Genomic DNA, 19,144 nt, shown 5'->3' with positions numbered 1-19,144 from the left:
CGCCTTCTGAGTTTTGCAAAGTTTTTTCTGTAGGAGTTACCGCCCCTTGAACAGGCCCCCCAGAATGCCCCGCACAAGGCGCCGCCCGGTGGTACCTTTCAGTTCCTTGAGTACCGCGTTTGTCAGCGCAGACCCAAGGCTCTCGGGTTGCCTGCGGCGGGTTCCGCGCGCGGTGGAGCGGGTGACGCGCTGACCGCTGTAGCGCCGGGCGGCATTGAACTCCCGTTCCAAGGCAGAGGCCTCCTCTGCCGCCTCTTCGGATTTGGCGGCCTCTTTTGCAGCGACGTCAGCACGCTTTTGCAGAATCTCATAGGCGGAGGCGCGATCCACTGTCTTGGTATACCGCGCGCTCATCTCTGACTGCGCCATGATTTCTGCCCGTTCCGTGGCTGAGATCGGACCCAGCTGCGACGCAGGAGGGCGAATGAGCGTGCGCTCAACGATACCCGGCACGCCCTTTTTCTGCAGCATGGAGGTCACCGCTTCGCCCACGCCGACCTCTCTGATCGCCGCTTCGGTATCAAAGCTGGGGTTCTCGCGGTAGGTCTCGGCGGCCTGGCGCAACTCCTTGCGGTCCTTGGCGGTAAAGGCGCGCAAGGCATGCTGGATGCGATTGCCCAACTGGCCCAGGATATCTTCGGGCACGTCGGCGGGGTTCTGTGTGATGAAATAGACCCCCACCCCCTTGGAACGGATCAGGCGGGCCACCTGTTCGACTTTATCCACAAGCGCCTTGGGGGCATCATCGAAAAGCAGATGCGCCTCGTCAAAGAAGAACACCAGCTTGGGTTTGTCCGGGTCGCCCACCTCGGGCAGTTCCTCGAACAGTTCGGACAGTAGCCAGAGCAGGAACGTGGCATAAAGGCCGGGGGCTGCCATCAGCTTGTCGGCAGCGAGAATATTGATCTGACCCCGCCCCTGCGCGGTGGTGCGCATCAGGTCCGAAAGGGCCAGTGCGGGTTCGCCAAAGAGCCCTGCCCCGCCCTGATTTTCCAGCACCAGCAACCGGCGCTGAATGGCCCCGATGGAACTGGTCGAGACGTTGCCGTAGCGCAGCGACAACGTCTTGCCGTTCTCTCCGATCCAGACCAGCAGTGCCTGCAGGTCCTTGAGATCCAGCAGCGGCAGCCCTTCCTCATCGGCCAGACGGAAGGCGATGTTGATGATGCCCTCCTGCGCCTCGGTCAGTTCCAGCAAACGCGACAGCAGCAATGGTCCCATCTCAGACACGGTTGTGCGCACCGGGTGCCCCTGATCGCCAAAAATATCCCAGAACGTGACCGGAAAAGCCTCGTAGCGGTAGTCGGAAAATCCAATTTTTTCAGCGCGTTCCGTAAAGGGTGCATGCAGCTTGTGGGTGTCGGTGCCGGATTTCGCAAGGCCTGAGAGGTCACCCTTAACATCCGATAGGAACACCGGCACGCCGGCATTTGCAAACCCCTCTGCCAAGATTTGCAAAGTGACTGTCTTGCCGGTGCCGGTGGCGCCTGCGATCAGACCATGACGGTTGGCGTAGTCCAGCTTGAGGTGTTGAGCGGCGGTGTAGTCCGCACCACCCCCGCCGATAAAGATGTCTGAAGTCACGTTGTCTGGTCCTATCCGGTTATTTTCAATGCGCCGACCATACGATTTTAACCTTTGGAGGCCATAAATAATTTATCCGACGCTTCTTTATGTCCTTTCGCGTCGGATATCCTCCCTGTCGACTGGCCGTGCCCTTGTGGTACGGCCTTTTTTCCTTTCGGTTACAAGGATGTGAACAAAACCGCTTTTAGCTGTTGACGACCGCCTGAGCGTTTCGTAACGTTTCGCCAATAAGTCGGTCAGTCCGACGGGGAGAAAAAATTCAGGAAGAGGGAATGCGTTTCTGCGTTCCCTTTTTTTTTGGAGATGCCGTAAAATGTCGGTGTAGGGCTGTAAAAGTGGCCCGGGTGACCTGACACTGGCGGACCTACATGTTACATCTTGCGAAAACAGGACAAACGGAGCGCTCATGTTCAGATTCTCGACTTTCCTTTCGACAGTTGCCTTGCTCGCAGGGGCTTTCACAATAGCGCCGGGAGCGGTAGATGCGCAGACGGCCTCGGAAGAGCGGCAGTTGACGGCAGAGGGCTTGTCGCTTGGCGAAGAGGCAGACGAGACCGCGCAGGTTGGTGAGACATACATTAAGGAGACCTTCAATGACTGGTCTTTGCGATGCATCGTTGTGGCCGAAGGTGAAGACCCCTGCCAGATGTACCAGCTGCTGTCCGACAGTTCAGGCGCGCCGGTTGCGGAGTTCACGATGTTCCAACTGCCCGAAAGCGCGGAAGCGGCGGCAGGCGCCACAATTGTGGTGCCGCTGGAGACAGCGCTGACACAGCAATTGGCGATCCGTGTGGATGAGGAACCGGCCAAGCAGTATCCTTACGCCTTTTGCAACACGATCGGGTGCTATGCGCGGATCGGTCTGACCGATGACGAGCTTGATGCCTATAAGCGGGGGTCCGAGGCGGTGCTGTCGATTGTGCCCATCGCGGCCCCGGACCAGCGTGTGAATGTGGTGCTTTCGCTCAATGGCTTTACCCGCGCGTTCGAAGCATCGACCGTTCTGAGCCAGTAAAACGCACCGGCCTTTAGCAAGGCCGTATCCCGCGGGAGGCGGCCTTTGTTCTGCGCGCGTCAGATTTTTCGCAACGCAAGCACGGCATTCATGCCGCCAAAGGCAAAGGCGTTGGACAGCGCCACGGTGACCTTGGCGTCGCGTGCCTCATTTGGCACCACGTCCAGCGCGCATTCGGGGTCCGGCTCTTCGTAGCTGATGGTGGGGGCGATCACCCCGTCGCGCAGGGCCATGATGCAGGCCAGCAATTCCACGGCACCGGTGCCCCCGATCAGGTGGCCGTGCATCGACTTGGTGGAGGAGATCATCAGCTTGTCCGCATGGGGGCCGAACACATCCGCAACAGCGGCGCATTCGGTCTTGTCATTCGCAGCCGTGCCGGTGCCATGCGCATTGATGTAGCCCACGTCGTCGGGGTTGAGCCGTGCATCCTGCAAAGCGCCGGACATCGCCCGCGCGGCACCGTTCTTGGAGGGCATGACGATATCGGCCGCATCCGACGACATCGCAAAGCCCGCCACCTCGCAGAGGATTTCCGCGCCCCGTGCCTTTGCATGCTCATATTCTTCAAACACGAAGACCCCTGCCCCCTCGCCCTGCACCATCCCGTTGCGGTTGGCCGAAAACGGGCGACAGGCGTCCCGCGACATCACGCGCAGCCCTTCCCAGGCCTTGACGCCCCCGAAGCACAGCATGGACTCAGACCCGCCGGTCACCATCGCCGGGGCCAGCCCTGAGCGCACCATGGAAAACGCCTGCGCCATGGCATGGTTCGATGAGGCGCAGGCCGTCGACACGGTAAAGGACGGCCCCTTGAGGTTGTACTCCATGCTTACATGAGAGGCGGCGGCATTGTTCATCAGTTTGGGCACCACGAAGGGATGCACCCGGTTCTTGCCAGCCTCATAGACGGAGCGGTAGTTGTCATCCCAGGTGCGCACGCCCCCGCCCGCGGTGCCCAGAACGACACCGGATTTGGCCGAAAGCTCACCGGAAAAGCTGAGCCCCGACTGGTCGATGGCTTCTTTCGCGGCAACCAGCGTGAACTGGGTAAAGCGGTCATAGAGCGACATCTGCTGGCGGTTGTAGCGCCCTTCTGCCTCAAACCCTCGCACCTGACCGCCGATCTGGATCGACAGCCGATCCACGTCGCGCAAATCGAGCGGGACAATCCCGCAGACCGCGTCCTGCATGGCCTGCAGCGTGCTCGGCACATCGATCCCCAGTGCATTGACCGTGCCGGCCCCGGTGATGACGACGCGGTGCATGCCGGGGCTCACCCCTGCTCTGCTTTGAGGCGGTCGATCCCCTGCACGATAGAAGCCACGGTCGAAATATCGAAATCACTTTCAGCGGGGTTGTTGGCGTTGAAGGGCACAGAAATATCAAAGGCTTCTTCGATGGCAAAGAGGCTTTCCACCAGGCCAAGGCTGTCGATCCCCAATTCTTCGAGCGTGCTGTCCGGTTTTACGTCGGATGGGTCCAGAACGGCCTGTTCGGCGATGATGGCAATGACTTGATCTTGCGTGCTCATCCTTGTCTCCCCCGCGTTAGTATGTGCTGAGCAGGATTTAGTCACTACGATCTGATTTGAAAACCGCTTTCTGCAACGCCGCCACGTCAGCGATGATCCGCGGCAGGCGTCGAATGGCTTTGAAGATTTCGATCTGCTTGTCCATTTTCGTCGCGGGATATCCCAGCACCACCCGCCCCGCCGGGATGGAGGAGAGCACCTTGGTGCCCCCGCCGGTGATGACACGGTCGCCGATAAAGATATTGTCGCTGACCCCGGTCATGCCGCCCAGCACCACGTTATTGCCGACGCGGGTCGATCCCGCCACGCCGGAGTGACCACAGATCAGACAATCCTTGCCGATCACAACGTTGTGGCCGATATGGACAAAGTTATCCATCTTGCAACCGTCGCCCACCTGCGTGTCGCGGATCGTGCCGTTGTCGATGTTCACGCAAGCGCCGAGGTCCACGTTGTCGCCGATTGTAACCGCCCCGAGGGAATGGATGCGGGTCCAACCCTGCGCTTGCGTATCCTGCGTGTCGCCAAGTGTTTCGCGCACGGCTTCGATGCCTGATTTGTCCTCGGTCACAAAGGAAAACCCGTCACCGCCAAGGCGCACGCCGGGCTGCGCAAAAAAATCCGCGCCGATGGTGACCCTTGCCCCGATGCTGACCTGTTCGCGCAACAGGGCGCGGGGGCCCAACGTGACGTTCCAGCCGATGTAGCACTGCGGGCCGATCACGCAGTCATCGCCGATCTGTGCACCGGCCGCCACAACGCTCAGCGCGCCGATGCTGACGTTTTGGCCAATCTCTGCCGCGGGATCAATGATCGCGCTGGGGTGAATGCCGCTCGGAAACCCCTGTCCTGGGTCGAGCAGCCTTGTCAGGCCCGACATTGCATAGCGCGGCCGGCCTGGCACAATCGCGGCTTTCAACCCCAGCGCTTCCCAGTCCGCCCCCTGCCACAAAACCGCCGCCTGCGCCTGCCCCTGTGCGAGTTTCTCGGCATAGGTTTTATCCGTGGCCATGGCCAGATCGGTGGGGCCTGCGCTTTGCGGTTCCGCCACGCTGGTGACGGGCAGTGCCGCGTCCCCGAACGCCTCCGCGCCAAGAGCCTCGGCAATCTGCCCAACGGTGTAAGTCTTGCGCGTCATGCTCCGGCCCCTTCTGCGTCAGGACCGCAGTTCTAGCCCTGAACGGCGCGCAAAGCCACCCCCGCCTCGGACAGAGCCGTCCAGATCCGCGCGTCGCGGCCATAGACATCCCGGCGGTACTGAATCCGACCTTTGCCATCCGCAAAGGCTGTGCGGTAAATAATGTGCACCGGCACCGGTTTTTCGAGGTTCACCTGTGTTTCCTTGCCGGTGGCCAATGTGCGCTGAAAGAAGCCTTCAGGGTCGCTCGTCTGAGGTGCGAGCAAGGCGTAGGCAAAGTCGAAGGGATCCGCCAGCCGGATGCAGCCGTGGCTATAGGCGCGTGTTTCGCGGCCAAAAAGGTTCTTGGCGGGCGTGTCGTGCAGGTAGATGTTGTACTTGTTGGGGAACATGAATTTCACCAGCCCCAGGGCGTTGCTGCGGCTGGGCGGCTGACGCATCGCGTAGGGGAATGTCCGCACGGTGTATTTGCTAAAATCAACACTTGCCCGGTCGATCCGCCGCCCGCTGCGATCCGTGATGATAAGATGGTTCACCGCGTTGGGATTTTGTTGCAACTCCGGCAGGTACTCTCCGGTGGCAATCGAGCGTGGTACGAACCAGCTGGGATTGACGACCATGAACTCCATCTGGTCGGAGAACTCCGGAGATTGGCGTTTCGTGTCCCGCGCCCCGATCACCGACCGCGTGCTGAAGGTCACCTTGCCGTTGTCGATGATCTTTGCGGTGAAATCGGTCAGGTTCACTTCGACATGGCGTTTGCCGCGATCCTTGTTGACCCAGCGTTCACGCTCCATCGCCACGATCACGGATTGCAGGCGCTCCTGGACGGAGGTGTTCACCTCTTTCAGGGTGCCGGCACCGGTCACGCCATCCTGCGCCAGCCCGTGATCGGCCTGAAACTGCATCACCGCGTCGGTCATGGCGTTGTCATATGTTTTGCCGGCGTTGCGCTTGAGATATCCCATCCGCACCAACCGGTCCCGGAGCGCCACGACCGCCGGACCACTGTCGCCGGGTTCAAGTTTCTTGGCCTGTACCATCGGCCCCCAGCCGCCTTTGGACAGAAGCCGTTCGAGCACCAGCTTTTGCTTCATCAAGGCGTTGTATTCATTTGTTCTTGGCGGCAAGGCCTTGAAAAAGCCCTTGGAAGAAGACTTCGCGAGGTTGACAAGATAGGACTTTCGATCCCGATACGGCACCTCCCGCACGATGAGTTTGTCGACGCGCGACGGCACCAGTGCGCCAGTCTGGATGTCGCGGGCATACTGCAGAAACACGCGGCTCATTTCGACCTCAAGCTCCCCGAGATCGCGCGCCGTCCGGGCCGTGTTGAGACGCTGCTCAAGCCCGGCCACATCATATCGCGCGACAGGCAGGCCATGATTGCCAGCTTGCTTGAGTGCGTCCATCAGGGCTACCCGCCGTTGACGGTCGCGCGAACTTTTGCCGGTCCAGATCCCTTCATAGGCGTTTTCCTGATAAAACGCGGCAATGTCGCGGTCGCGTGCGGCGTCCTCGGCGATGGCCTGCTTGAATGCGGTTGTTTGCGCACTCCCGGTTGTGGGGGTCAGAACACTGGTCAGAGCCAGCGCCAAGATAACAAAAAACATCGCAGAAAAATGCCGGCCTGCGCTCAGATACATCGTTCAACCTCACTCTTGGTTACTTAAAACGTCAAAATCAGTTTTGCGTGACCCGATTGGAGCTGTCCAATAACTTTTCAGGGTTTTGCGAACGGGGGGTGAAAATGATGCAAGCGCGCACCGGTTGGCCAAAAAAGCGCAAGGTTGCGCTTTATGCGCGAAAATTTGCCTAAAATTGCTTGAATATAAGCGTACGGTTTTTCAGCACTTGGTTAACAATTGCCCATATGACATACAAATATTGCATCTGGGGAAGAGATGTAACGTCCGTGTAACATCACGGGCCAGGCAGGAATAGCGACGGACAGGATATGACCATCGATACTTCAACGGGTTTAACCCGCCGCGCCCTCTTGGGTGCATTTGCCGCCACGGCGGTCACAGCAGCACCAACCTTTGCCGACGCCGCAGGCTTTTTGCGTGGCGGTGGCGATATCAGACGCATCCGGATGTATTCGGGCCGCACGGGCGAGCGCATGGATACGATCTACTGGATCGAAGGCGACTATGTGCCGGAAGCGGTGAAAGAGATCAATCATTTCATGCGGGACTGGCGCACGGACGGTGTAAAATCCATTGATCTTAGGGCGATTGATATCATGTCGGCAGCCCACAACCTGATGGACGCGACAGAGCCTTACATGTTGCTGTCCGGGTATCGAAGCCCAAAGACCAACGCGATGTTGCGTTCTCGCAGTCGCGGGGTTGCCAAGAATTCATTACATGTCAAGGGACAGGCTGCCGATCTGCGTTTGTCGACACGCACGGTGAGCCAAATGGCCCGTGCAGCAGCAGCGTGCAAGGGCGGCGGCGTCGGGAAGTACTCCGGGTCGAACTTTGTGCATATGGATTGTGGTGTGGTCAGAACCTGGGGGCGGTAACCGTCAGGCTCTCAAAGACGCGCCCCGGGGTCAGGCTTGTTCATCATCAGATACCGGCGGCACGACGGGCCCCGGCATGTCGCAAACTTCGCCGAGCGCATTGTCGTCAAAGCAAACCTGCCCGGTGTAGCGCGGCCGCGTGAAAACAAAATTGTTGATCGTTCGCGCACCCAACCCGACACTAAACACAGGCGAAAACGCAGCTGTCGTTTCGACCAGGATGAGCTGTTCTTGATCGACCAGATCGGGCAAACGGTCCGACCAGCTGGCAACGTCTTCGCTGGAGAGACCCACCATGCCGCCGCGGGTCCGAGACCACACGACCTGGTACTCCTCCAGGATATCATTGTACTGCACGACAGTAACCCGCATGCCTGTTTCACCAACCGCGCGGGTTAAACCTTCAAAAAGAGTGTGTGTTCCGTCGATCAAGCCCGCATCAATCGGCGCCCACTGGCGCGAGATCAGATCCGATACCGTATAGGCGGCCTTTTGTTGCGTCGTGTACTGACGGTAGGAATCAAAAATGGTGAACATGGCCAGATAACCCCAGATCATGACCGGGACGAGGATCACCGCCTCGATCGCCACACTGCCGCGCTGTTCCGCACGAAAGCGTGCGAAGACCGTCTTGATGCCAGATACGATATGTCTCAAAGGCCCGGCTCCTGTACGAATGCGGTCATCGCGGTCATGGCCGCCTGCCCCGCGCTATCTTTGGGAAAGTCGAAACCCAGACCTGTGGTCGGAAAGACCGGGTCAAACTTGATGCAGGCCCGCATGATCATCAGATCATGGTCGCTGCCTTGCTGGTAATTCGGGTCTTCCTGGCTGGCGATCGGTTGCGAACGGTCCACACAATCCACATCCGGCCCCAATCCGGCGAAGGCGCGCGGGTCCACCAGAATCATTTCAAGCTTAAGGCTTTGCACGCAGTCCGGAATGAACCCGGCATTCGCACAGATCGTCTGTTTCAACGCATCATGGGTCGGAATGCTGTCGGTGTTCAGACGAACTTGCCTGACCGCGATATCAAGGCCACGATCCAACCACATCTGGCGCTTGGAATAGACCCCGAGCTCTATCGCGGTCATGAATATCGTAAAGAGCAACGGCGTCATAACGACGAATTCGACGGCGACCTGCCCCTTTTCGCTATACCGAAAGCGACGCAGAAAGGAGGACAACTGGCGTCTCATTGGGTCAGCCTAAGCTGGTTGATTTGACGCGCGATTGACTTAAAGACCGTGCTGATTTCAACGCCCCGCGCATTATAGAAGAGCGCGGGCGAGGAGGCGCATCGCTTCATCTGCTCAACCGCACTGCTCGGCGCTTCAAAAGCGATTGTGTAGACGGTAATGCCCGCGTCCTTAGCCTGGTTGCACACCGCATAGAAGTTATTTACGTTCTCATTCTGCCCGTAGGGGTTCAATCGATCCGCTTTCCGGTTGTTTAGGGGGCTTCTGCTGTCTGCCTGATCGGCGTTTATCCAGGCCGCATCCTCTTTCGGACGGTATTGGTCCGTAATCTGGCCGTCTGTCATCAACACGATAAATTTTCGTGTTTCATCGTCGTCGAAACTCGCTGGCCGGTCCGCGAAACGATCCGGCACCAATCCGGCGTTGTTGAGCGCTCTGAAAGTGCTGTTCGAAGACGGGTTCAACAGGGCCACACCGTACTTCATACCGTATTGCGTTCCGGTGCCATCATGCAGGCGCATGGAGTCGATGAAGCTCTTCAATTGCTCGGCATCGTTCTGAGCATAGCGGATCGACGATCTGTTCTGTGGGCACCAGCCCCAGTCCATGGTTGGTGCGTCGATGGACCAATTCATGAAGTATGGTGTCTGGTCATATCCGCCGCTCGGCAGATTGATATTGTTGAAATCACTATCCTGCAAATCAAGACAAGACGACATCGTGTTATAAGGGACATCGATTTCGTTACCGTCATCATCAAAATACTTTTCTCCAAACACCACCGGGTCGCCGGTCACTTCATCGGGCAGGAATGTCGCAAAAGGCCGTCCGCCTGCGCGTTGAAATACCACTGGCCCAGGATTTGTCTGTCCGGCGTAGGGCACGATGTTCAGAGACGTGGTATCGGCCACATCATCTTCCAGAACGGCATCAATGAATTCTTTCGCCGCGACGCGCAGGTTTCCGATCTTGCCGTTGTTCCGCATCGAGCCCGAGATATCGAGCACCAGAGAAATCTCCGAGTTCTCGATGGTTTCCTCAGCGGTCCCGGAGGTGTAGACCGGCAAGGAATAGACACCCGTCATGGCCATGTAGATGGAAGGTGTTCTTGTCCGCGCTTCCGCCCGCACAATGCGATAATTTGTCGTTGGCAGTTCCGCTCCGGGCGTGATTTCGATCTCGTTTACAAAATCGGCCATACCGACCTTGGCGAAATAGTCTCTCACAACCACTTCCGGGGGTTGCTCCTGATCGAGATCGGAGGCGGCGAGAACCGCGCGATCCAGCGTGTTCTGAACCCGTGTCCGCATCATCTCGTTCTGCATGAGGTCAACTGCGATGCCACAGACCATGAGCATCATCAACACCATGAAGCTCGCAAAGATCGTCAGGGCACCTTCTTCATTTCGCGAAAACCGTGCTACCTTTTGGCGAAACATCAAGCGTTCATTAAAAATGCGCAGTGTCGTTTGAAATCTCATCGTACACAACCGTCCTATACCTACCAACAGGCCCTGATTCGGGACTTGGCAGCTATAAGTGCCTGATGATTGTGGCAAAAAAGGGCAGACGGCCCGCAAATGCCCTTAAAACAAATATGACTTTGAAAATATGTTTGGTTACCTGCTGAAACTAAAGGAAAAAAAAATTGGCCTGCAAATATGGCACTGTTTACCCAATAAGTACAAAGAAGCCGTAGTTTATCGACTTTTTCAGCATCGTGACCCACATTGCGGCGCATGCCTCGGTTAAGAGTGCGTGTGGGTTGGGGTTATTCTTCTCATGGTTGTATTTGCCCGTCGGCTGACCACGCTACATCAGTCGGCTGACCACGCTACATCAAATGTACACGCCGTCACAGAAGCCGGCGTTGTAAAGTCGGCATTGGCTTTTGTAAGTTAACGATCTGAACACTACCAATGACAGTTTTTGGGGCAGCGCAAGACCCAGAAACGGCGCATCATCTTCAAATGCAAGCCCAGCTTCGCAGAAATCTTCGAGTGAGATGGTGTCATGACTGGGCAACTGTTGCTGTTCCTCGACCGAAAGTTGCTACAACATATCCTCAACCGAGACTGGTGCCGCAGCACAAACTCGGTAGATAGACGCCAGACCACCTGAGAGCTGGACACGACCAACGCGATTGGCCCCGCGTCGGTCTTCGCTGGTCAACCCATCAAAAATCTGAGTGAATGTTAGCATCGTCCTCGCAGCCTCACGGTCCCATTCCGACTGCCAGTTCAACACCACCTCGTCTGTCTGTGCGAGGATCTCCGCCCGCAGACATCGGTGCTTTCGTAGTCAAAGAAATATGCAAGGTGCTCCAGGTTTATCGCTTGTGGAAATGCGAATGCTTAGCTGGCTTCAGACCTGACATCATGTAAGTCAAACTCGCCTGGTTTGTTGAACATGTGCGAATATCTCTCCAACCAAATGGGCGTGAGCCCGGAAGGGGGTTTCAGGTGTGGTATTTCTTTGAACAAATCCAACTGCTTGTCAAAATCATTGGATGTTTCTCCAGGAATGCCGCAGAGAAGATTCCATGATATTTTTATACCGTAATACAAGCACCCCTTCATGAAATGGACGTTCTCGATCGCAGGCGATCCCTTCCGCAGTTTGGTCAACAAGGCGGTGCTGAGCGACTCAATCCCCGGCTGCACACGGGTCAATCCACCTTTTGCCAGCATGGCCAGCTGCTCGCGTTGGAGGTTTGTCTTGACCTCGAAAAAGAACTCAAGATCCAGGTGATTTTCCGCCATGCTGGCGAACACGTATTTCAAGAATTTCGGGGCCAGTATATTGTCGGTGATTCAGAACCGCCTCGCATTGTGACGTAGGCTACACGCCGTTTCGGCATGAAGCTTGGCTCAAGCGGCGAGAGTTGGCGGCATAAGACCGTGCCGCAAAACGCTCGTCACCAGCATTGGCGCATTCGGTCTGATCGCGTTTTCCGCGCTTATTCAGACCAATCCGATCCTTGTCTGGAGCGCCTCGGCGAGCGTGCCAATCGGGTTCTACGCTATGCAACCGATTGACGATCCTACCCGGCGATCTCGTCCTCGAACCACCGTCCCCGCTTGGCGACTGGCTGCTCGAACACGGCTATCTCGGCGCGGGCGTCCCGCTTCTCAAACACGTCGCCGCGCTTCCCCGGCAGCGCGTGTGCCGGATCGGCGTTAAGATCAAGATCGACGGCGAGACGGTCGCCACGACCAAGCTGCGCGACTGGTTCGAGCGCCCTTTGCCGGTATGGCAGGGCTGCCAGCAGCTTACCGGCGACCAGATCTTCTTCCTCAACCCAGACACCGAAGTGAGCCTCGATGGGCGATATTTAGGGCCGCTGCCGCACGACACGATCCTCGGCCGCGCCGTCTCGCTCTGGCTACGGGAAGGCTGAGCGATGTCCATCCTTCTCCTTTCCGGTCGTCGTTTCATCGCCGCTTCCGTCATCCTGATCGCACTTTCCGGCTGTGCCAATGCACCTGCCGCAGATGCATTGGACACGACCGAGCCGCTCGCCACCACTTCAGCGCAGAGCGAAGGTCTCGACGCTCATATCGCTGAAGCCTCGCAACGGTTCGAGATCCCGGAACGATGGATCGGTGCCGTCACACAAGCCGCCGCTCCGGACGACAGGCTGAATGTCGGAAAGCGCTTTGCTTAACCACCAGGTTTTGACGTCTCCCCTTTCCGGGTGTCGAGCGGGTGGAATACCGACTTGTGGCGATAGGGCCCGATGGCACGCCAACGGATGCCATGCAAAAACGGGTGCCATGCAAAATCGTACCTTCAACAAACGATATATGACAGTCGCCAGTTACCAACTGGTGATCGCTTAGAATGGGTGAAGAGGCTGTAAGTAACGTCTTGATGCGCGTCATTGACGACTCCTGAACAGCAGTATTTCAAATAGGTGTGCAGATCCATCGCCCGTGCAGCAGCCGACATAGCCGCCCCTCTTGGTCCGCCGAACGTTAAGTCGCGCGCTAGGTTTGGATTTTGATCGATGACTGGAATGACCACAGCGCCTACAAGGCGTTTCGCTCGTACCGTGTCAGAGCTCGAATGGGGCGCGTCGCCGACGAAAGACTTCTGGTTGGTCAGCCAATTCATGTCAGAAACCGGCGTCGGTTGCTTCACCCCCCGAAACCCTTTTGATGTCAGAAACGCTATTGACCAGCACATGATGAAGAAATACCAAAACGGCGATTTTAATGCGTTTTTCTAGATCTCAGTTCGCGGCATTTGAAGAGCTTGAAGAGAATCGTTCGCTCGAAACTGGGCTACGTGCATTCGAGGTCGATCTCGCGAACGAAGACCCCACCCTGCGCAGGCAGGTCACCGCCTATCGGCAAACAGGCGACTGGAAGATGTGGCATCGGGTCGTCACGTTGACTGACAATGGGCTATATCAGCGGGGGCTGCTTGCGCTCTGTCTGCAACGCGGTATCGATATAGCGACCGATCAGAACTTTGCGTATATCATTCAACATCCTGCATTGAGGGGGAATACCAAGGCCCGTCATATCATACTGATGGCCATGGCGTTTCACCAGAGGTGGGAGACAACAGAATGAGCGGTTATGCGATTATGGCCCCAGCGGCGGCTGGCGGACCTCCTGGATGGGTTCTTTGGGCGGTTGGTGGGACCATCATTACAGTTGGCACAGTTATTCTAGCAAACGAGGTTTATGAGGCCACAAGGCCAGATGCCAAAACGATTCCCCAAACGCGGGCCGTACCAAGAACAGATACCTGTGTTTCCGGCAATTGCCCGCGTCCCTATTCGGTGCGTGTACACGCTCAAGGACGGGATTGTGGCGGAACCACTGGCAGCACAATTGGCTCGCCACCACTTGTGAACAACGGATCACCTATCACTGCCGCAGCAGCGATTGGATTGTCTCAAATGACATGGGGATTGCTGAACCGACGCCAACGCAACGTGCGCACGCAGGCGAAAGTGCGGTTGGAACGCTGGGTTGCAACGCGTCCCCCTGCTGGCCATCTGGGTGAAAAGACGTTTCCTGCCTCAGATCCCAGCGGTGGCAAACGCTACGACGTTGACAGTTACGGCCCGTCGCCAAACTTTATCGCATAGGTCCAGATGACACCCCCTAGCTACACGCTTGCCGATATTCGCCGACACTCAGCTTTTCCATTCTCGGACTGGCGGACCGAAGATTTTGAATTTTTGATGCTCGAACTCTACTGGGCTGAACGTGTGCGCGCGGTTTTGGGCGAGGATATGGCGGGCTTTGCGCCGCTATACGATGCCGAACGCGACGGGAATCCAATTCTGAGCGTGACACATTCTGGTTCTCTGCGAGGTCTTCGGTTGGTCGTGAACGAGAACGATGACGCGAAACCGGTCTATCCGGAGGCGACGGGGCCCGGCGCGTTTTATCCGCTGTACGCGTTTCTCAATTCAGGTCGCCTACCTGATGGCGAAACCCCTGTGAACGAGTTGGTTCTGCTGGTGTCTTTGGATGAGCGTGTGTCGGAGCATGTTGACGCCTTTATCCGATGGCACTGCATCGAGGGGAAGTCCGTCGATGAAATGGAGGCACTCTTGTTGAAGTATGAAACCGACTTTGGACAGATCGATTCTGATGCGGAGTTTTCCGACGAGTGAGGCCTGGCGTTCCTTCGCGGAAGCTTCCGGGGTGTGTCGCACGTTTTTCAGACCACAAAGTCAGGTGAAGGCCTGCCAGCCGGTCATTGCCTGGGCCGATTTTTCCAGTAACAGCTTACGCGCGGTTACCGTCCTATTTAGTAAATCGCGTGAGATCGGGCTTTGGGTCACACCAGATGCTCGGCACCAAGGCATCGGCACATCCCTGTTTCAAAGCGTAGTTGAGCTGCAGGCCGGTGCGCCTCTCTTTGCGGTCATAGCAAACGCAAACCGACATGGCGAATCCATGACCCGGATTTTGAAACGGTCTGGCTTCTCCCAGTATGTCTCGGCACTTAATCATGTTGTCTGGCGTAGCAGGATTTTACATTCACCAACACGCCAATAATCTTTGCTTTTGGGCAAACGGACGAGACGATGGCCAAGAGCGTGACGAAGATCGTTCTAAGGAACATTTGCGGTCTCCTCTTCGATGGTTCGGATGTCGCTTCAGCCTTCGCCAGCCGCTTCGGCGCCGTCGGCCAGGCAGTCGGTGACGACGCGGAAAAAGGCGTCGCGCCCTTTTCCAGGCTCGAGATGGATGTAGTGGGAGGCGCCTGGCAGTTCGTGGACCGTCACATCTGCAGATGCGGTCAGGTCTTCAGCCATGGTCGTCACATCGACCGGACGGGACCAGAAGTCATTTCCGGATCGGAGTATCAGGACACTCGAACGCATCTTGCCGGCGTCGTAGAGGGGCGCGTCATTGACAGCGCGAAGCCTGTCGGCGATCGGCCCAGATCCGAATTTCGGCGACGCCGGCACGCTTTTCAACCCTTGGGTCTATCTCGGATTTCTGGCGGCCGACACGTCCGACATCGTGCTCGCCACTGCGGCCGTCGTGCTGCCCCTGAGACACCCGCTGCACACGACCAAATACGCTGTTCCGCCGAAAGCAACATTTGAGAAACTAGCGGATTTGTACTCCGAGTCTGCCTAAGTGGATATCTCCCCAAACTGCCCGCTAATTGGATCGTGCGGTTTTTGGATGCTTCAGAAACAATGCCCGGTCCCCAAAATCTGGAGATAGGCGACCCTTCTTTGCAAAACCATTTGTCCGCTGGTGCCACAGAGTGTCGTGCGCCACTACCGCAAGGTATGATTATGAAGCGGCAATAGAGCTGCCCGCTTTTCCGTTCTAGGTATCGTCGCATTGCGTTCGGATCACGTCATTGATCATCCGTTTCATGTAATTACGGCGATCTGACAGTTCTCTACGCTCGCTCACAAGAAAAACGTCTTGGAACAAGGCGTTTCAACCGGAGCGGACGAGAAATGACTTCAAGTATTTTTGACGTGGTTCTACCTGAGGGTGGCAGGTCAAGAAAGGAAAAGGCCGCCGCTCGCGTGGCAAGAAAGGAACGGCGATGATGCCGACCGTTCTTGTCACCGGCGCTACGGGCAATATCGGGCGCGAGCTTGTCCATCTTTTGTCGCTTGATCCCCGCGTCGGCGAGATCCGGGTGGCCACGCGCGATCCGGATGGTCCGGCGGCGCAGTTGCTGACGGCAATCGATCCAGCGCTCGTCCATCCAGTGAAGTTTTCTACCGATCCGGATGATCTTGCCGAGGTCTTTGCCGACGGCGTCAACCGCATGTGCCTCATCACGCCGCTCTGCAACGACATGGTCGGCTGGCAAGGATCGGTTCTTAGCGCCGCCAAAGGCGTGTCGCGCATCGTCAAGATCAGCAACGATGCGGCGCGTCCAGTTTCCGAAGGCGCCGTTGAGGGAACGCCGCCGGCGGCTCACTGGACGGGCGAGGAAATGCTCCGCGCCATGGATGTTGAACACACTATTCTGCGACCGACCATCTTTATGCAGCATTTCATGATCGTGCCCGGTCTTTATGGGCCAGGCGACGATACGTTCTACTTGCCGACGGGCGATGCGCGCATGGCAATGCTGGACTGTCGCGACATTGCTTTTGCCGCCGCTGATCTCCTTCTACGCCCCGCATCAGAACTGCCCTCCGAACCGGTTTACCTCACCGGACCGGAAGCCCTGTCCGGCGAAGATCTGCGCGCGCGTCTGAGCTGGGCGTCGGGGCGGGCATTTCGATGGATCAAGGACCGTCAAGCCTTTGACGATCATTCAAGAGCGACAGGTTCTCCACTGGAAATCAGCGGTGTTTACGACGCTGCGGCGGCGGGCGCTTTTTCCAAGATCCACACTGAACAGTTCGAAGCGCTCTTTCAGCGCCGACCGACGAGTTTCGCGAAGTTCGCTCTCGATCACGCTTCCTACTTTCAACCACGCTAACCACAGGAAACAGACATGTTTGAAGACTTCAAAGGAAAAACTGCGCTCCTCACAGGCGCCACCGGCGGCATGGGCCGCGCCGTCGCCGTCGCCCTTGGCGGATACGGCGCCAATGTCGTCATCGCCGCCCGGCGTGAAAAAGAGGGCGGCGAAGCCGTCGCCGAAGTCGAGGCTGCAGGCGGCCAAGCCCTCTTTGTTCGCACGGATGTGACAAAGGAAGCCGAAGCCAAGGATATGGTGGACAAGACCATTGAGCGGTTCGGCGGTCTCGATCTCGTGTTCAACAACGCAGGTTCGGGCGTGAACACGCCGATCACTGAGATGACGACACCGCAATGGGACCTCGACATCGCTGTCAATCTCACCGGCACGTTTTACGGCCTCAAGGCGCAGATGGCCGTTATGCAGGAAAACGGCGGCTCAATCGTCAATATGAGCTCTCAGACCGCGACTTACGCCTCTCCCGGCTACGGCGCGTATGCGGCGGCGAAAGCGGGCGTTGAAGCGCTGACCCGAGTGGCCGCGATCGAAGGCGCTGCGAAAAACATCCGCGTCAACACCGTCGCGCCGGGCGTCATCAATACCGACATTCTCGACACTGTTCCGCCGGAACTTCTGAAAACGCTCAAATCGCGCATTCCGATGAAGCGTCCAGGCGAGGTCAACGAAGTCGCCGATCTCGTCCTCTACCTCATGTCCCCGCGGTCCAGCTTCATCACCGGACAGAACATTCTTGTCGAAGGCGGGTTCACGAAGGGCTGGAATTTCTAAGCCGTACCTCCGCCAAAGACGACAACGCAGCCCAGTTTTAGGAGATAGAAATGGCAACAGCAGAACTTGCCGAGCGCTTTTTGCGCGCCCTTGAGACACGCGATGTGGACGAGGTCATGCCGCTCTGGAATGACGATGGCGTGATGGAGTTCCCTTATGTGCCAGAAGGCTCTCCAAGCCGTTTTGAAGGCGCAGACGCCATCCGCACCACCCTCGCCAGCGCTTTCATACAGCGTACCAGGATGCGCTTCTTTGACGTGACAGCTTATCAGGCGGAAGACCCCGATCTCGCCTTTGTCGAGTTCAAGGGCGACATGACCCTGCAAAGCGGCGCGCCCTACAACAACACCTACATCGCCAAGGCGGAAGCGCGGAATGGGAAGCTCACTTACTTCAAGGAGTTCTTCAATCCGCTGGTCGACCTCGCCGCCGGCAATCCGCGTGAAGCGGAAAATCAGTAGGCGAAAGCGAAGAAGCCGGAGATGGACCTTCAGCTTAAGGGAAAACGCGCCCTCGTGACCGGTTCAACCGGCGGCATCGGCGCCGCGATCAGTTGTTGCGCGGAAAGACGGCAGGCCGGTCGCAAGAATAGCTGCTTTCACGGAACCCTGACATGATGTTCGACATCCCATCAAATGACCAGATGTCGTCCGCTTTCGAGGGGTGACGATTCCGCGCGAAAATCTTCGTCATCCCTCCCGGGTGCTCTTCTCCACTTCTCTGGCCGCGAGCCGTCCCTCGCATCCCGCGACGGACCCGCGATGACCAGAGGAGCCCCCGATGCCCGATCCCAATGCCGGCTTGCCGCCGCGCTATCTCAGAACCCCTGAAGCCGCCCGTTTTCTCGGCCTGTCCGGCCGAACGCTGGAGAAGCACCGCACCTACGGCACCGGCCCGAAGTATTCCAAGATCGGCGGCCGTGTCGTTTACGCGGTCGAGTATTTGCAAGCCTGGGTCAGCCGCGGCGAGAAAAGCTCCACGTCTGACGACACGGGCGACACCGTCCTTCCGGCCAAACGCCATGCGGCGATCTCGCCAGCCTATATCGGCGAGAAGCGCTCATGAGCGGGCGCACGACCATCGAACTCACATGGATCGAAGGCCGCACCGAGCGCTGGCTGCGCTTCGGCAGGATCGTTCAGGAGAGGATTCTGAGTCGGTCGGTCCGCGTCGTCGGCGTCGATCCCGGCAGCGTCTTCGCCTTCGTCCGCTGGGCCGCAAACGACTATGGCACGGTCGAAAGCCGGATCGATATCTTGCAAGCCGTCCGCCCCCGCGAGCGCTATTCGACGGTGCCGTTTGTGACGCCTGGCGGGGTGTCTCTGTTGCGGCTTTCCGGGTGGCCTAAGGTCGAAGCGGTGCTACTCGCCATCGATCAGATCGAGGCTGAAAACATCCCACCGGAGGATGCCTGCCCGGACCATTGGCGGCACGT

The 19,144-nt window shown here is 57.8% G+C and carries 23 protein-coding genes; 13 read left to right on the top strand and 10 right to left on the bottom strand.

Features of this window, described 5'->3' with window-relative positions:
- Window positions 1-36: 36 nt before the first annotated feature.
- A complete protein-coding gene (locus H7847_RS21350) occupies window positions 37-1,584 on the bottom strand; it encodes a helicase HerA-like domain-containing protein (RefSeq protein ID WP_227271520.1) in 1,548 nt (515 codons plus the stop codon).
- A gap of 409 nt (window positions 1,585-1,993) precedes the next feature.
- Here H7847_RS21350 and H7847_RS21345 point away from each other — a divergent pair, with 409 nt between their 5' ends.
- Complete coding sequence (locus tag H7847_RS21345; protein ID WP_227271519.1) at window positions 1,994-2,602, top strand: invasion associated locus B family protein; 609 nt, start codon at window positions 1,994-1,996, stop codon at window positions 2,600-2,602.
- A 59-nt stretch (window positions 2,603-2,661) separates the two neighbouring features.
- Here H7847_RS21345 and H7847_RS21340 read toward each other — a convergent pair whose 3' ends face one another.
- Genes H7847_RS21340 through H7847_RS21325 form a run of 4 tightly spaced genes read right to left on the bottom strand, consistent with a single transcriptional unit; the run spans window position 2,662 to window position 6,887 of the window.
- Window positions 2,662-3,870, bottom strand: coding sequence for a beta-ketoacyl-[acyl-carrier-protein] synthase family protein (locus H7847_RS21340; protein WP_227271518.1), 1,209 nt, complete (start codon window positions 3,868-3,870; stop codon window positions 2,662-2,664).
- A gap of 8 nt (window positions 3,871-3,878) precedes the next feature.
- The gene (locus tag H7847_RS21335) at window positions 3,879-4,136 is read right to left on the bottom strand and encodes an acyl carrier protein (protein ID WP_227271517.1); all 258 of its coding nucleotides are present in this window, start codon (window positions 4,134-4,136) and stop codon (window positions 3,879-3,881) included.
- A 37-nt stretch (window positions 4,137-4,173) separates the two neighbouring features.
- Window positions 4,174-5,274: a UDP-3-O-(3-hydroxymyristoyl)glucosamine N-acyltransferase gene (locus tag H7847_RS21330; protein WP_227271516.1), complete on the bottom strand. Its 1,101-nt coding sequence runs from the start codon at window positions 5,272-5,274 to the stop codon at window positions 4,174-4,176.
- Between the two features lie 32 nt (window positions 5,275-5,306).
- Window positions 5,307-6,887, bottom strand: a complete 1,581-nt coding sequence (locus H7847_RS21325) for a L,D-transpeptidase family protein (protein WP_227271515.1) — start codon at window positions 6,885-6,887, stop codon at window positions 5,307-5,309.
- Window positions 6,888-7,231: 344 nt separating this feature from the next.
- Here H7847_RS21325 and H7847_RS21320 point away from each other — a divergent pair, with 344 nt between their 5' ends.
- Window positions 7,232-7,801, top strand: coding sequence for a YcbK family protein (locus H7847_RS21320; RefSeq protein ID WP_227271514.1), 570 nt, complete (start codon window positions 7,232-7,234; stop codon window positions 7,799-7,801).
- A gap of 30 nt (window positions 7,802-7,831) precedes the next feature.
- Here H7847_RS21320 and H7847_RS21315 read toward each other — a convergent pair whose 3' ends face one another.
- The 4 genes from H7847_RS21315 to H7847_RS21300 form a co-directional block, all read right to left on the bottom strand.
- A complete protein-coding gene (locus tag H7847_RS21315) occupies window positions 7,832-8,392 on the bottom strand; it encodes a TadE/TadG family type IV pilus assembly protein (protein ID WP_227271513.1) in 561 nt (186 codons plus the stop codon).
- Window positions 8,393-8,454: 62 nt separating this feature from the next.
- Complete coding sequence (locus tag H7847_RS21310) at window positions 8,455-9,000, bottom strand: TadE/TadG family type IV pilus assembly protein (protein ID WP_227271512.1); 546 nt, start codon at window positions 8,998-9,000, stop codon at window positions 8,455-8,457.
- Window positions 8,997-10,439, bottom strand: coding sequence for a TadE/TadG family type IV pilus assembly protein (locus H7847_RS21305; RefSeq protein ID WP_227271511.1), 1,443 nt, complete (start codon window positions 10,437-10,439; stop codon window positions 8,997-8,999). The genes H7847_RS21310 and H7847_RS21305 overlap by 4 nt, the downstream gene beginning before the upstream one ends.
- 915 nt (window positions 10,440-11,354) lie before the next feature.
- On the bottom strand, window positions 11,355-11,783 hold the full coding sequence (locus H7847_RS21300) for a hypothetical protein (protein ID WP_227271510.1): 429 nt from the start codon (window positions 11,781-11,783) through the stop codon (window positions 11,355-11,357).
- 251 nt (window positions 11,784-12,034) lie between these two features.
- Here H7847_RS21300 and H7847_RS21295 point away from each other — a divergent pair, with 251 nt between their 5' ends.
- The 5 genes from H7847_RS21295 to H7847_RS21275 all read left to right on the top strand — a co-directional run bounded on the left by H7847_RS21295 (window position 12,035) and on the right by H7847_RS21275 (window position 14,638).
- Window positions 12,035-12,400 (top strand): S26 family signal peptidase, encoded by a 366-nt coding sequence (locus H7847_RS21295; RefSeq protein WP_227271509.1) that lies wholly within the window; start codon window positions 12,035-12,037, stop codon window positions 12,398-12,400.
- Window positions 12,401-12,403: 3 nt separating this feature from the next.
- Entirely contained in the window at window positions 12,404-12,667 is a 264-nt protein-coding gene (locus H7847_RS21290; RefSeq protein ID WP_227271508.1) for a hypothetical protein, read from the top strand.
- Between the two features lie 342 nt (window positions 12,668-13,009).
- The gene (locus H7847_RS21285) at window positions 13,010-13,231 is read left to right on the top strand and encodes a hypothetical protein (RefSeq protein ID WP_227271507.1); all 222 of its coding nucleotides are present in this window, start codon (window positions 13,010-13,012) and stop codon (window positions 13,229-13,231) included.
- Entirely contained in the window at window positions 13,218-13,580 is a 363-nt protein-coding gene (locus H7847_RS21280) for a hypothetical protein (protein WP_227271506.1), read from the top strand. The genes H7847_RS21285 and H7847_RS21280 overlap by 14 nt, the downstream gene beginning before the upstream one ends.
- Window positions 13,581-14,110: 530 nt before the next feature.
- The gene (locus H7847_RS21275) at window positions 14,111-14,638 is read left to right on the top strand and encodes a hypothetical protein (protein ID WP_227271505.1); all 528 of its coding nucleotides are present in this window, start codon (window positions 14,111-14,113) and stop codon (window positions 14,636-14,638) included.
- Between the two features lie 489 nt (window positions 14,639-15,127).
- Here the strand turns inward: H7847_RS21275 and H7847_RS21270 are convergent, their stop codons facing one another.
- The gene (locus H7847_RS21270) at window positions 15,128-15,286 is read right to left on the bottom strand and encodes a hypothetical protein (protein ID WP_227271504.1); all 159 of its coding nucleotides are present in this window, start codon (window positions 15,284-15,286) and stop codon (window positions 15,128-15,130) included.
- A 97-nt stretch (window positions 15,287-15,383) separates the two neighbouring features.
- On the opposite strand from H7847_RS21270, the gene H7847_RS21265 reads away from it, so the two are divergent.
- The 6 genes from H7847_RS21265 to H7847_RS21240 all read left to right on the top strand — a co-directional run.
- Entirely contained in the window at window positions 15,384-15,617 is a 234-nt protein-coding gene (locus H7847_RS21265) for an LLM class flavin-dependent oxidoreductase (RefSeq protein ID WP_227271503.1), read from the top strand.
- 427 nt (window positions 15,618-16,044) lie between these two features.
- On the top strand, window positions 16,045-16,938 hold the full coding sequence (locus H7847_RS21260; RefSeq protein WP_319799789.1) for an NmrA family NAD(P)-binding protein: 894 nt from the start codon (window positions 16,045-16,047) through the stop codon (window positions 16,936-16,938).
- 15 nt (window positions 16,939-16,953) lie between these two features.
- A complete protein-coding gene (locus H7847_RS21255) occupies window positions 16,954-17,709 on the top strand; it encodes an SDR family NAD(P)-dependent oxidoreductase (RefSeq protein WP_227271502.1) in 756 nt (251 codons plus the stop codon).
- A 50-nt stretch (window positions 17,710-17,759) separates the two neighbouring features.
- Window positions 17,760-18,170, top strand: a complete 411-nt coding sequence (locus tag H7847_RS21250) for a nuclear transport factor 2 family protein (RefSeq protein ID WP_227271501.1) — start codon at window positions 17,760-17,762, stop codon at window positions 18,168-18,170.
- A gap of 319 nt (window positions 18,171-18,489) precedes the next feature.
- Window positions 18,490-18,774 (top strand): helix-turn-helix transcriptional regulator, encoded by a 285-nt coding sequence (locus H7847_RS21245; protein WP_227271500.1) that lies wholly within the window; start codon window positions 18,490-18,492, stop codon window positions 18,772-18,774.
- Window positions 18,771-19,144, top strand: a 374-nt coding sequence (locus H7847_RS21240; RefSeq protein WP_227271499.1) for a DUF2840 domain-containing protein, incomplete at its 3' end; no start/stop codon positions are given. The genes H7847_RS21245 and H7847_RS21240, both read left to right, overlap by 4 nt.

It is taken from the genome of Roseobacter weihaiensis, assembly GCF_020622345.1.
Taxonomy (GTDB): Bacteria; Pseudomonadota; Alphaproteobacteria; order Rhodobacterales; family Rhodobacteraceae; genus Roseobacter; species Roseobacter weihaiensis.
The sequence above is the reverse complement of the archived record's forward strand: the minus strand, read 5'-3'. Positions and strand labels throughout refer to the sequence as shown.